Annotated in this window: 11 protein-coding genes, 2 pseudogenes and 1 riboswitch; of the genes and pseudogenes, 8 read left to right on the forward strand and 5 right to left on the reverse strand. The window is 44.8% G+C overall.

Annotated features, from left to right (window positions below; all coding sequences use genetic code 11):
- Positions 1-106 precede the first annotated feature (106 nt).
- Positions 107-874, forward strand: a pseudogene (locus AK965_RS14925) (TRAP transporter substrate-binding protein); the annotation flags it as partial.
- 59 nt (positions 875-933) lie between these two features.
- Here the strand turns inward: AK965_RS14925 and AK965_RS14930 are convergent.
- Entirely contained in the window at positions 934-1,941 is a 1,008-nt protein-coding gene (locus AK965_RS14930) for an adenosine deaminase (RefSeq protein ID WP_099080356.1), read from the reverse strand.
- Between the two features lie 94 nt (positions 1,942-2,035).
- A riboswitch (purine riboswitch) is annotated at positions 2,036-2,135 on the reverse strand.
- A gap of 182 nt (positions 2,136-2,317) precedes the next feature.
- Between AK965_RS14930 and AK965_RS20950 the strand changes: the two genes are divergently transcribed.
- The 5 genes from AK965_RS20950 (at position 2,318) to AK965_RS14955 (ending at position 7,676) form a co-directional block, all read left to right on the forward strand.
- Positions 2,318-2,503, forward strand: coding sequence for a hypothetical protein (locus tag AK965_RS20950; RefSeq protein WP_367379318.1), 186 nt, complete (start codon positions 2,318-2,320; stop codon positions 2,501-2,503).
- A gap of 12 nt (positions 2,504-2,515) precedes the next feature.
- Entirely contained in the window at positions 2,516-3,730 is a 1,215-nt protein-coding gene (locus AK965_RS14940; RefSeq protein WP_099080357.1) for an MFS transporter, read from the forward strand.
- A gap of 191 nt (positions 3,731-3,921) precedes the next feature.
- Positions 3,922-4,353: a YccF domain-containing protein gene (locus AK965_RS14945; RefSeq protein WP_099080358.1), complete on the forward strand. Its 432-nt coding sequence runs from the start codon at positions 3,922-3,924 to the stop codon at positions 4,351-4,353.
- Positions 4,354-5,103: 750 nt separating this feature from the next.
- Positions 5,104-5,721, forward strand: coding sequence for an NAD(P)H-dependent oxidoreductase (locus AK965_RS14950; RefSeq protein WP_099080359.1), 618 nt, complete (start codon positions 5,104-5,106; stop codon positions 5,719-5,721).
- Positions 5,718-7,676: a monovalent cation:proton antiporter-2 (CPA2) family protein gene (locus AK965_RS14955; RefSeq protein ID WP_099080360.1), complete on the forward strand. Its 1,959-nt coding sequence runs from the start codon at positions 5,718-5,720 to the stop codon at positions 7,674-7,676. The genes AK965_RS14950 and AK965_RS14955 overlap by 4 nt, the downstream gene beginning before the upstream one ends.
- A gap of 50 nt (positions 7,677-7,726) precedes the next feature.
- On the opposite strand, the gene AK965_RS14960 is transcribed toward AK965_RS14955, so the two are convergent.
- Positions 7,727-8,020 (reverse strand): hypothetical protein, encoded by a 294-nt coding sequence (locus AK965_RS14960; RefSeq protein WP_099080361.1) that lies wholly within the window; start codon positions 8,018-8,020, stop codon positions 7,727-7,729.
- Positions 8,021-8,298: 278 nt separating this feature from the next.
- Positions 8,299-8,661, reverse strand: a pseudogene (locus AK965_RS14965) (permease); the annotation flags it as partial.
- Positions 8,662-8,684: 23 nt separating this feature from the next.
- Here AK965_RS14965 and AK965_RS14970 point away from each other — a divergent pair.
- Positions 8,685-9,032 (forward strand): GNAT family N-acetyltransferase, encoded by a 348-nt coding sequence (locus tag AK965_RS14970; RefSeq protein ID WP_099080362.1) that lies wholly within the window; start codon positions 8,685-8,687, stop codon positions 9,030-9,032.
- Positions 9,033-9,125: 93 nt separating this feature from the next.
- Here AK965_RS14970 and AK965_RS14975 read toward each other — a convergent pair whose 3' ends face one another.
- Positions 9,126-10,475 (reverse strand): alpha-amylase family protein, encoded by a 1,350-nt coding sequence (locus AK965_RS14975; protein ID WP_099080363.1) that lies wholly within the window; start codon positions 10,473-10,475, stop codon positions 9,126-9,128.
- Between the two features lie 483 nt (positions 10,476-10,958).
- Complete coding sequence (gene ppiC, locus AK965_RS14980; protein WP_099080364.1) at positions 10,959-11,237, reverse strand: peptidylprolyl isomerase PpiC; 279 nt, start codon at positions 11,235-11,237, stop codon at positions 10,959-10,961.
- Positions 11,238-11,506: 269 nt separating this feature from the next.
- On the opposite strand from ppiC, the gene AK965_RS14985 reads away from it, so the two are divergent.
- Positions 11,507-12,421: a chemotaxis protein gene (locus AK965_RS14985; protein ID WP_099080365.1), complete on the forward strand. Its 915-nt coding sequence runs from the start codon at positions 11,507-11,509 to the stop codon at positions 12,419-12,421.
- The last annotated feature ends 77 nt before the right edge of the window (positions 12,422-12,498 follow it).

Here is a 12,498-nt window from a genome sequence, read left to right on the forward strand (position 1 = left end):
TGTGGTTAATTGCAAAATAAAAGGCTCTAAGTTTTGGGAACTTAGAGCCTTTATAAGCCATCTGTAGGATCGTTCAACCGATCATTTATCTCTTAACTGATCGGCATTACCCAATACCCTCTATTTCTCTTCTATACCCTTTGGCATGATTTCGACCGAGCAATACGCTTGGTTCTACCGAGGCGGAGGCATGGAGTTGATGGAAAAGGTCTACGCCCCGCACAACTTACTGTCGTTTCCTGGTGGTAACTCAGATATCCAAATGGGAGGATGGTTTAAGAAAGAGATCCACTCTCTCGATGATTTGCAAGGCTTGAAGATCCGCATTCCGGGCTTTGCTGGGGAGGTAATGGCAAAGGTTGGCGCAAAACCGACCAATATCGCACCCGGTGAACTTTACACATCGCTAGAACGAGGAACGATAGACGCGTTAGAGTGGGTTGGTCCCGCTTTTGACTTAAGAATGGGGTTCCAAAAAATTGCGCCTTACTATTACACCGCGTGGCATGAACCTGGATCTGAAACCCAGTTCCTCGTAACTAAGAAAACATGGGAAACACTGCCCGCTGATTTACGCTCAATTCTGGAAACTGCGTTCCGCGTGGCTGCCTTTGATATGTATACCCAAGCAGTCGATGCTAACGCAAATAGCTGGGCAACAATGAGTGCAGAGTACCCTGATATTAAAGTCCGAGACTTCCCACCAGAAGTACTGCAAGCGATGCAAAAAGCGACCGAGGATCTGCTCCAAGAACAAGCCAGTAATGATCCTTTAACCAAAGAGATTATTGAGTCGCAGCAACAGTATTTAACCAAAGTACGGGCTTGGACAAATATGTCTTCCAAGGCGTACCTTGACGCAAGTCAGCAATAATATTGATCATGCACCTGAAAAAGGGCTAACAAACTAGCCCTTTCACTGTCTGCCTTTTCCTACTGGTAAGCAGTCAGATAATCTTCTACCTGCGCACGATACTCTGTTTTTAATCCATCGCTGATGAAACTTGCATTGATGGCGTTAATAGTGAACTGAGCCAACTCCTGTTTGCTCATCGAGTGAGCGTTACTCACCGCTAAGAAATTGTCTGTCATATAGCCGCCAAAGTAAGCGGGGTCATCTGAATTGATCGTGACTGCCACACCTTTACGAAGCAGCTCGACGATATTATGCTGCGCCATGTTATCAAACACGCACAATTTAATATTGGAAAGTGGGCACACCGTTAATGGCATTTTGCTCTCAATCAATCTTTCTACCAAAGACGCATCTTCTACGCAGCGAACACCATGATCGACACGGTTAACGCCAAGCATTTCTATCGCATCAATAATGTTCTGCGCTGGCCCTTCTTCCCCTGCGTGCGCAACGGTTAGTAAACCCGCCACTTTGGCTTGCTGGAACACATGCTTAAACTTCTCTGGAGGGTGCCCCTGCTCAGAAGAATCCAACCCCACACCAATAATTTTATCTTGATGATTCAGGACGGATTGCAACGTTTCAAAGGCGCTTTCTTCTGAAAGGTGGCGCAAGAAGCACGCGATGATCTGCGAAGTGATACCAAGCTTATCGTGACCGTCTTGCATGGCTCGGTATATGCCATTAATAACAGTATCAAAATCAATGCCTCGGTCGGTATGCGTTTGCGGGTCAAAGAAGATCTCGGTATGGATGACATTGTCCGCTTTACATCGTTCTAAATATGCCCAAGTGAGATCATAAAAATCTTGTTCGGTTCGCAGCGCGTTCGCGCCTTGATAATAGATATCGAGGAAAGACTGTAAATCCTCAAATTCGTAAGCGCGGCGTAATGTCTCTGGAGAGTCATATGGAATGTCGATGTTGTTTCGTTTTGCAAGTTCAAACAGCAGCTCCGGTTCTAACGAACCTTCAATGTGTAAGTGTAGCTCTACTTTTGGAAGCCCTTGAATAAATGCATTCATATTCCACCTATTTAGTTATGTTTTGTGGATGCAATTACTCTAAGAATAGATAGTGATTAGAAAAAATCGAACGCCATTACAAAGAGTAAGATCCACTGTGACCTCAACTCTTCGTAATCAGCACTTTGCGGGAACTGGTAGAGATCCCCAATCCATATTATTGGGGTTATACGAAGCAAACCTGCGCTATTTTACGTGATAAAAGATGAATCTCAAATCGATGATTGTTCAATAGCCATACGCAAACTCCAAAAAAACGCTTCTCCCTCCCTTACACATGCATTAAACGCATAACCTATTCCACTTTTTGTCATTTGCGTCATTACTGGTTTATCACTACACTTCGCGCTCATTTTTTTACGTGAGCGCACAATGCATGCTTTTTTCTCAATCCATTTTCGCTCAGGTGCTGAGGATATCGGTCATGTTGTGCTTGTCATTAATCATTGTCCATAACTCTCCTAAGTTATTGGAAATTCTGGCAGCACAAGCCATTAATAGTGGCTGTCACCAAACCACAGGTGACAATAAAGAACACTCTCATCATCACCACCATCATTAATAAGAGCAATTTATGAGTATTTTCCGGTTTCCACTCCTAGTTTGGCTGGGAATAGGGATTCTAATTATCTGTCTAGGGATCAGACAATCATTTGGCATTTTTATGATGCCAATTTCCGACTACTTTCAAACCGGGCGCGAGTTCTTTAGCTTTGCGATAGCATTGCAAAACCTATTGTTTGGTGTTTTCCAGCCTTTTGTGGGTATGGCAGCCGACCGTTGGGGAGCAAAGCGTATTATCATTTTAGGTGCCATCTCTTACGCTTTGGGACTGTTTCTGACATCGATAGCCGTTGCACCAACCATGATGTACCTATCACTGGGTGTACTTGTTGGTCTTGGTCTGAGTGCCACCAGCTACGTGATCGTTCTGGGTGCCGTCGCGAAAGTCGTACCAGCAGAGCATGCTGCAAAAGCATTCGGTTTAACCACGGCCGCTGGTTCATTTGGTATGTTTGCCATGATCCCAGGCGCACAGACACTAATGAGCGACTTTGGCTGGCAAGGGGCAATGCAAGCATTCGCTGTGCTATGTAGCTTTATGGTGGTGTTTGCCCTATTTATGAGGACGGCAAAGCCAAAAGCCAATGCCGCTACCAATGCACCAGAAGACAATCAAACACTGAAAGAAGCATTGAAAGAAGCCTTTGCTCATAAAGGTTACTGGTTGATTCATGCCGGATTTTTTGTGTGTGGTTTCCACGTGATGTTTATTGCCACTCACCTTCCAAGTTACCTGGCCGATAAAAACCTGCCAGCATCAACCGCGGCAATGGCGTTGGCTTACGTTGGTATCTTCAACATCTTTGGATCTTACTTCTGGGGAGTAATGGCCGACCGTTTCAACAAACGCCACGTAATGTCAGCACTGTACTTGATGCGCACAGTTGTGATCACCGCTTTTGTGACGCTACCTGTCACTGAACACACGGCAGCTATTTTTGGTGGTGCAATCGGTTTCTGCTGGCTTGGAACAGTGCCGCTGACATCTGGCCTGGTTCGCCAAATCTTCGGCTCACGTTACCTATCGACCCTTTATGGTCTGGTGTTCTTCACTCACCAGGTCGGCAGTTTCTTGGGAGCTTGGGTGGGCGGCCGAATTTACGATTACTACGGCTCATACGAGCCTATCTGGTGGTCTACCGTGGTTCTTGCGTTGATCGCCGCACTGATTCACCTGCCGATTAATGACAAACCTGTACCGCGTTTAACTATGGTTAAGGCCTAAGTATTGAAGGCTCTCAATACACGTTGAGAGCCTTTTTTATCTGTCGTTTCAACGCTCCAATGTGCTATACCCAAGTAACCTGAACTTGGACATGCTGGATATCAATAGTGCAATCTCATTGCAATTATTCATCCTCGGTTAATGTTTATATGACATACTTAACTTAACGCTATAAATCAAAAGGGTTTTAAATGAGAACACTCGGCAACATCATCTGGTTTGTATTCGGTGGCGTATTCATGGGTTTGCTATGGTGGTTCTTCGGGCTACTGGCATTCATCAGTATCATCGGCATTCCATGGGGACGCGCTTGCTTCGTAATGGGTAACTTCTCGTTTTTCCCATTCGGCAAAGAAGCCGTTTCACGAGATGAACTCACGAACGAGATGGACATCGGCACTAGCCCTCTCGGGGTGATCGGTAATGTGATTTGGTTTGTGTTTGCGGGTATCTGGTTAGCAATCGGTCATGTACTTTCTGCCGTGGCATGCTTTGTAACGATCATCGGTATTCCGTTTGCACTTCAACACCTAAAACTGGCGGTCATTTCTCTCGCACCGATTGGTAAAACCGTCGTATCGACAGAAGAAGCCACAATGGCTCGCTACAACATCAAACGATAATCTATAACCAAGTACCTTGAGATTGTTTCGGTATAGTGACCCTCTCAGCAAATGGCTTAGAGGGTTATTCCGGTAATAGGTAACCCGCCATTAACGACGGTTTATTAATAAACCCAAGTAAATGGGGTAATAACCGGTGGTTATTAATGGTGAGTTCTCGAGTCTAAGTTGTTTTTGATAATCTCTGTAACGATACCGCGTAACCAATGCACTGTGACATTGCTCAGATTTTTGTGATGATAGCAAGCCTGCAAGGCGGGCTTAATAACCATCCACCGTACTTGAATTCGATCCGACATAGATAAGAAAGTTTCTCGGCATTCAGCGTCTTTGAGGCAGGAAATACCATATCCGAGTTTTCGACTACATCCACAATGGCGAAAGGCAGTTCACAACGAAAGCAATGTTAGGCTCTACACCTTTGACCTTTATAATTTTTCGCAAATGAAACGTTGGAGTTCCAGTCGGCTGCAATGATGGTGGCGAACTCTAAGTTCTCACAATCCGTAATCTGTAAGCGTCCACCTTTTAGCGGATGATCCTTACGTACATAAGCGCAAAATGCATCCTGAACAATAGCTTTGGTCAAAAGCTCTTTCGGGGAGTGACTGATCTCATAGTTGACGCCTAACACGGTTTCTATGTGGGCGATGCTGGCGAGCGAATGAGATATGAGTTACAGTTTGTTACAATCACTAAAGTCTCTCATTCTTATACCAAAAATAGTTTGGGCACACAGCAAGGATTTCTATGATAAATAAAAAAGTACTCATTCTCTTTGCCCATCCTTCCCAACACCGCTCCGAAGTGAACGCCCCTATGTTCAAAGCCGCCCAAGAAATTGAAGGAGTGACGTGCGTCGATCTGTACAGTGAGTATCCTCATTTCAATATTAATATCGACCGAGAACAACAACGCTTATGCGATCATGATGTGGTGATTTTTCAGTTTCCTCTCTATTGGTACTCCACCCCTTCTATCTTAAAAGAGTGGCAGGATCTTGTGCTTGAATACGGTTTTGCTTATGGCACAGAAGGTACAGAATTGCGGGGAAAAACGATGCTATGCGTGCTTTCTGCGGGCGGTAAAGAAGAAGCCTACAAAGCCGAAGGCTACAACCACTTTACCATTCGGGAGCTACTTGCACCTATCGAACAAATGTCTTCACTAACCGGAATGAACTATATTGCCCCTCTTGCTTTGTTTGGTTCTCGCACCGCGCTAGAAGAAGGGCGAATCCCCCATCATCTTGAACGCTACCGGACTCTGCTCACCGCGTTAGTCGAAGACAAACTCAATATCAAAGCAGCAGCATCACTCATTAAGCTCAACAGCGCCTTACCAGAACTGATTAAGGGAGCATCATGACTGGGGTTTTCTTACAAGCTTTTATCTACCTAATAGCGGCAGTGATTGCCGTTCCTTTAGCGAAGCGCTTGGGGTTGGGGTCTGTACTCGGCTACTTAATTGCCGGTGTGATTATTGGCCCCATCATTGGTCTAGTCGGCAAAGAGACCACCACCATTCAGCACTTCGCTGAGTTCGGTGTGGTGATGATGTTATTTCTCGTCGGTTTGGAACTAGAGCCCAAAATGCTCTGGGCAATGCGCAATCGTCTAATGGGCTTAGGTGGTTTGCAAGTTGGTGGTACTGCTGCTGTGATCATGGGGATTGCGCTTTATGTTGGGCAGCCTTGGACCGTTGCTTTAGCCATCGGCTTGATTTTCGCCTTATCTTCAACCGCCATTGTGCTACAAACCTTCAGCGAAAAAAGGTTGACCAAAACAGAAGGTGGTCAGAACGCGTTCTCTGTACTTCTTTTCCAGGATATCGCCGTCATTCCAATGCTAGCCTTTATCCCCCTCCTAGCATTGCCCGAATTAGTAGAGCAAGCACAATCCGCTGCGCAAACGGCGGCAGAGCATCATGAAGAGTTAAGCTTAGTCGCTGGATTGCCTGGTTGGACATATGGCTTAGCGATTACCGCTTCGATTGCTCTCGTGGTCGTTGGCGGCCATTTCCTGAGTCGCCCATTATTCCGCTATGTCGCAAGCTCAGGTCTGCGTGAGATATTCACGGCTACAGCGTTGATGCTGGTGATCGGTATTGCTGCCCTGATGAGTTTAGTTGGTCTATCACCGGCTTTGGGAACTTTCCTCGCAGGTGTCGTCTTGGCAAACAGTGAATTCCGCCATGAGCTTGAGTCAAATATTGAACCCTTTAAGGGCTTGTTGCTCGGCCTGTTCTTTATCACGGTTGGTGCAGGCATCGATTTCTCTGTCCTATTTAGTGGCTTCGGTTTAATCATCGCTCTCACGCTCGGCGTCATGCTACTAAAAGCGTCCATTTTGCTCATTTTAGCGTTTATATTTCGCATTAAAGGGAGCAACCGTTGGTTGTTCGCGTTGAGCTTAGCGCAAGCGGGTGAATTCGGTTTTGTGCTATTAAGTTTCTCAGTACAAAACCACGTTATTCCATTCGAGCTATCTCAAACATTAGCCCTCGTCGTGGCTATCTCGATGTTCCTTACTCCGGGGTTATTTATTCTGTTTGATAGAGTGATTCTTCCTCGCTATCAAAGTGAATCGAACGAACGTGAAATCGATACTATTGAAGAGCAAGGCACGGTTATCATCGCGGGTATTGGTCGTTTTGGTCAGATCATCAACCGTCTCTTAGTATCCAATGGTGTAAAGACCGTCGTTCTGGATCACCAAGCGAGCCAAATTGACAACATGCGCCAAATTGGCACCCGTGCTTACTTTGGTGATGCAACGCGTCCCGATATGCTTCATACCGCTGGCATTAAACAGGCCTCGGCAATTGTTGTCGCGATTGATAACCAAGAATCAAGTGTCGAATTGGTGAAATACATCAAACACACTTACCCTCAGGTGAAAATCATCGCACGTGCATTCGACCGCGGTCATGGCTACCGTCTCCGTCAGGCAGGAGCGGATATTATAGAATCAGAGACTTACCACTCTGCATTAGAAGTTGGTGGTCATGCGATGAAGCTGCTTGGTATTCATCCGTTCTTTGTTGAACAACAAAAAACCACTTATAAGCGTGTCGAAGATAGAAAATCCAATATTCTGTACGAAGCATGGGCCGATGATTCAAAAGGTGAGCGCTACGACAATAACTTCCTTCAGCTGTTTATTCACCTAGAAGAGAAAATGGCCGAAGAGATGCGAAAAGACCGGCACGATAAACTCTCGCGATCAGAACGAGGTTGGACACCACCACCGAAGAGCTACGCAGACAAGTTTGATGGTGAAAACGTTCCAGATTTGCCGACTCCAACAGAAGACACCCCATAAAATGAAAACCTCCCGCGGGAGGTTTTTTCTCGTCTAAGCATCAACTGAAGTTACATAAGATCACTCATTAAGGTCTCATATTCTTCATTGGCTTCATCAACTAGGTGAGAAAGCTCCAACGCATCTTTTTTCGCAAGGTTGAATTGCCACGGCACGTTGCCTTCTTTCCCACGCACTCTGGTTTCGCTACCACGACTTTCAAAAGACAAGTCACCAAAATCCGTCGTATGATGCTCACCCAGCTCAATGATATCGACTTCCAACATTCCAACTGGATTGACTTCAACGCTAGCATGCAAGTCTAGGCTATTCTTCAAACTGTATTCACGATGCACGGTAATCATGGTGCCTCCTTGATCCTCCAATAGGCTACCTTTTAGAAGTATAGATGAAGGCATGTGATCCAAAGATTAAATTACGCTGAAGATTGATCTTGATTAAAAAAACCGCAACTAAATTATCGAACAAAGATCAAACAGTATGCGTTTTGTTCTTACCGTCTCACGAGTTTGAAATACACTGTGAATGTGAAGTTAATGAGCCACAAGGAATAAACAAATCCCTGAGTCTAGGCTCGGGGATTTTTGTTTGAAAGCAATCGTGCGTATTCAGCTTTATTCTTTTAAGCAAAAATAAAGGTGTATAGGTATCCTGCACTAATCGCCATGCTTAGAATCACGAATAGAAACGTCGCAATCATTTGGTTCTTAAAGATAGATTTTAGCAAAATCACTTCTGTAAGACTTGCGCCCGCGCTACCAATGATAAGCGCCATGACTGAGCCCAACGCCATGCCTTTTTGTACTAGCGCCGCACTTAGTGGAATCACCGCTTCTGCTCGAATGTACAATGGAATGCCAATCACAGCGGCAACTGGAATCGCGTACCACTTAGCTTCACCTGCGTACTCTACGATCAGATCAGTCGGAATGAAACCGTAGATGAAAGAGCCAATTGCGATACCCATCATTAGGTATGGGAATACTGGGAAGAAGGAACGACGTTTTTATGATCTCACTTAGAGAGCTAACCAAAGAAAACTACTTGGATTGCATCCGGCTCAATTTGCATCCAAAACAGGAAGATAGCCTCGCGTCCAATGCCATTACGATTGCCCAGTCTCACTTCGAAATCGATTACCAGTTGAAAGTGATTTATGAACAAGAGACGGTTATTGGTCTATTGGCGTTTTGTCATGAAGATGAGCCACTGGATTATTCTATCTACTGGCTGTTCCGTTTTATGATCGATAAAGATCATCAAAATAAAGGCTATGGAACACAAGTACTCAACCTTCTTGTTGAAGATGGCGTGTTAGACGATGGTGATATTTCACTAAAACTGGTTTTGAGTTGATTAAATCAGCTCCTTAGTAATGCTCATGGTAAAGCGGTGAACACGACGCGACTAAATACCATACTCGGCATTTAGTCGCTTTTTAAACACATATTATTCAGACACTAAAAGCATGGCGGATTTAGCTGCAACCTTCACCTCTTGCCCACTAGCTACCTTCAAGTTGGATATCATATCGACTAGATCGTTGCCTCCTTGCAGCAACAACGATTGAGGTCGAGCAGATTTATTCAACACCAAAATTCCCTTCTCACCCCGTTGAAGTACTAACATATCATCGTTGCCTTCTAGCACCATCATCGGCTCACCATGAACTCGGTTATGAAACGCGATCATCTTCGCCATTCTTGAGTCTTTCCACGTATTCTTCCATCTTGGTTTGCCATCTTTGCCTTTAATACCGCTAGTATCGAGGTCGGTGTAAATCAGCGGCACACCGCCATCACGACCAAGAATATAGGCATACGCTAACCACTCGTCCTCTTCATCCATGATCAAGTCCAAGAACACATCGTTGTTCGGGATGTCATGGGTAATGGCGAACGTAATTGCGCGACCATTCGATAACGCCTGACCAAAACAATAAGGGTCAATCAAAGATTTGAAGCTGCCCTTCTTGGAGAACGCCTTAAAGATGGTTGAGAACAAAGGGAAATCGTAGGCTCCCAAACGCGTCTCTTTCAAATATGGCTCAAGAAACAGTTCGTACTCTTCTTCTGTAGCCCCACCATCAGTAATGATTTCACCGAAAATATGGATATCATGGGTAATGTCTTCGGTCCAAACCCGCTTTAGATGTTCCAAAGTCATGTGTTTAGCCGCATCAATACGGAAGCCTTTCACACCGAGTACTTTTAATGCGTTAAGATAAGCACGCTGCTGTTTAACGACGTCGTCACAAACTCGAAGTGTCGGCAAGCCAGGATCAGTCGGGCCTCCGGTAATTCGTCCGTTCTGCACTTCCCACTTGTCTTTCCAATCTGTGATACCAAAGGCTTCAACAAAATCATTTTCATCAAACAGCGGCTCAGATAAGTCACCAAATAGAATCAGGTCTTGATACTTGTCCGTATTTTTCTGGTAGTCATCCATCACTAATTGGCGCGGATATTGTAGGTCCGAGCGTAGATGTGCTTCGTTTGCCATGTGATTAAAAACGACATCGGCATAAACTAATACGCCTGCACGGTCGAGCGCTTCAACCATGCTTTTAAAATCTGTGGTATTACCGAGCGCATTGTCGATAACACGATAGTCTTGAGGTTGGTAACGCTGCCACCAGCGTTCGTCTTGTGCGCTTTTCATTGGTGGTGAAACCAATACCGAGCCATAACCTAGCTCGCTGATCTCCGCTGCGCGTTGGGCAATGTCAACATACTTCCAATCAAAAGCATGCAAGATAACATTGGCACCCGTTGATTGTGTGTCCTGTAAGCCACTCATGTTTCTCTCCTCGTCGCGTTCGCTCACCCATTGTTACTCGAATTCATCGTGAGCGAATCCAATAGCCAAAATTATAAGAACTATTGACGCGCCTCCCTCACCCCTTTTGCGTTTCTGCTAGGGGGAAAAACAGGGCGTAGCTCATCCCCTGTAAAGGTTTAATAAGCTATGTTAGCGCCCAAACCATCATCAAAACTACAAAAAACCAGTGCATAAACCCCTGTTTTATAGTAACTTTTAAAGATGACATCTTCTGCCCAGCCTCCATTCTCACTAATACGCCTTAGCTCAAGAAGAATGTAGCAATGGAGAAATCACTCGCTATGTAACAAACATTTAAGAAAGCAAAACTGTTACTTACATCACGATCGGTGCAATTTATAAATAGATAGGAAAGTCGACAAAGGCTCGAAAAGATAACGAGAGGAGCGCGAATAAAGGGCGGTAAATACAAAAATAGCGCGATAAACGCGCTATTTTTTATTAGGTACGGTACAAGACCTTAACGACGTGCCAACCAAATTTGGTCTTCACAAGGTGTGGCGTTAGCACTTCACCGGAAAAACAAACTTTATCGAACTGTGGCACCATTTGACCACGTCGAAACTCACCTAGGTCGCCACCACGTTTACCAGATGGGCAAGTCGAGTATTTCTTTGCTAACGCCTGGAATTTAGCGCCTTTTTTAAGTTGCGCAATGATGTCTTCAGCTTGTTCTTTATGCTTCACAAGAATGTGCAAAGCCGCTGCTGTATTTGCCATGTGCCTGTCTCTCACTGTTCGGATCGAGCAAGTTTACCGAATTGACCTGATATCGCCAATAATTTCTCACATACAGCTCTATTTTGGAGCGAAAAATGAGCAAGGAAAAACTGATAATTTAGTGAAATACTGTGTGGCCATTCACACGATATCCACTCAAATTAGGAAGATTGCTTCAAAAGCTAACTTTTCTCTGCTAAACGGTTGAAGCTGTCGCCTTATAAGATTAGATTAGCGTCATAAATCAGCAGTATAGATAAGGATATTTTATGACTAAAGTCATTAGCAAAGCGAATCAATCACAGGGAATGCTGGTATTTAAACTCACCCTGCAACAGCACTTTGCAATAGGCACCCTAAAAGTTCGTGAAATTGTTCCTTATCTGCCTACGACTAAAATTCCTTATTCACATTATCACGTAATCGGGACCGTTACGATTCGTAATTTAACCGTCCCCGTGATCGACATGGCGGCAGCGATTGGTTTTCGCCCTATGCACGAAGAAGAGTACCAAGACTGCTACTTGATTGTGACCGACTGCCTAAGAACCGTCGTCGCCTTCATGGTTCGTGGCATTGAAAAAATCATCGAATGCGACTGGAAAACAATTGAAACGCCGCCAGAAAGCGCTGGTAACAATATCTTTGTTACGGGTATCACTCGTTATGAAGATAACATTGTTCAGATGTTGGATGTCGAACTGCTACTTTCAAAAATCTATCCACAGTATGAAAATGCGAAAATTCCAATGCTAACGGACATTGAGCGCGAGCGATTGAAAGCATTGAATATCTTACTGGTTGATGATTCCGCCATCGCACGAAAACAGCTCTGTGATGCGTTAGATAGCATCAACATTCCTTACCAAATCTGTAAAAACGGAACTGATGCATTGGCATTGATGAAACATGATGCCGCCGCTAATCGTCCTATCGACTTGTTGGTCAGCGATATTGAAATGCCTGGCTTAGACGGATACGAGCTTGCCTTTGAAGTTCAAAATGATGCCGCGCTGAACCACTCTTACCGTATTCTTCACACTTCCCTGTCGAGTGAGATTTGTGTTGATCGCGCTCACCAAGTCGGTGCACACGAGGCACTTGAGAAATTCAACGCAGGTGAACTGGTGGAAGCCATGCTTCGAGGGGCAAAAGAGTTAGAAGCCAAAGCCATGGCTTCTTAGTTTACTTCTTTGGCATTGTGTAGCTGCGAGACACAAACTCCGTCTCTGCAACCTGATAAAGGTCATTAATATGTGAT

The sequence above is a fragment of the Vibrio sp. PID17_43 genome (assembly GCF_002608565.1).
In the GTDB taxonomy this organism is placed as follows: Bacteria; Pseudomonadota; Gammaproteobacteria; order Enterobacterales; family Vibrionaceae; genus Vibrio.

Excerpts from the sequence above, each read along its gene's own strand:
- AK965_RS14960 (WP_099080361.1), bottom strand. The coding sequence starts at position 8,020 with ATGATTACCGTGCATCGTGAATACAGTTTGAAGAATAGCCTAGACTTG.
- AK965_RS14940 (WP_099080357.1), top strand. The coding sequence starts at position 2,516 with ATGAGTATTTTCCGGTTTCCACTCCTAGTTTGGCTGGGAATAGGGATT.
- AK965_RS14930 (WP_099080356.1), bottom strand. The coding sequence starts at position 1,941 with ATGAATGCATTTATTCAAGGGCTTCCAAAAGTAGAGCTACACTTACAC.
- AK965_RS20950 (WP_367379318.1), top strand. The coding sequence starts at position 2,318 with ATGCTTTTTTCTCAATCCATTTTCGCTCAGGTGCTGAGGATATCGGTC.
- AK965_RS14945 (WP_099080358.1), top strand. The coding sequence starts at position 3,922 with ATGAGAACACTCGGCAACATCATCTGGTTTGTATTCGGTGGCGTATTC.
- AK965_RS14975 (WP_099080363.1), bottom strand. The coding sequence starts at position 10,475 with ATGAGTGGCTTACAGGACACACAATCAACGGGTGCCAATGTTATCTTG.
- AK965_RS14985 (WP_099080365.1), top strand. The coding sequence starts at position 11,507 with ATGACTAAAGTCATTAGCAAAGCGAATCAATCACAGGGAATGCTGGTA.
- AK965_RS14950 (WP_099080359.1), top strand. The coding sequence starts at position 5,104 with ATGATAAATAAAAAAGTACTCATTCTCTTTGCCCATCCTTCCCAACAC.
- AK965_RS14970 (WP_099080362.1), top strand. The coding sequence starts at position 8,685 with ATGATCTCACTTAGAGAGCTAACCAAAGAAAACTACTTGGATTGCATC.
- ppiC (WP_099080364.1), bottom strand. The coding sequence starts at position 11,237 with ATGGCAAATACAGCAGCGGCTTTGCACATTCTTGTGAAGCATAAAGAA.
- AK965_RS14955 (WP_099080360.1), top strand. The coding sequence starts at position 5,718 with ATGACTGGGGTTTTCTTACAAGCTTTTATCTACCTAATAGCGGCAGTG.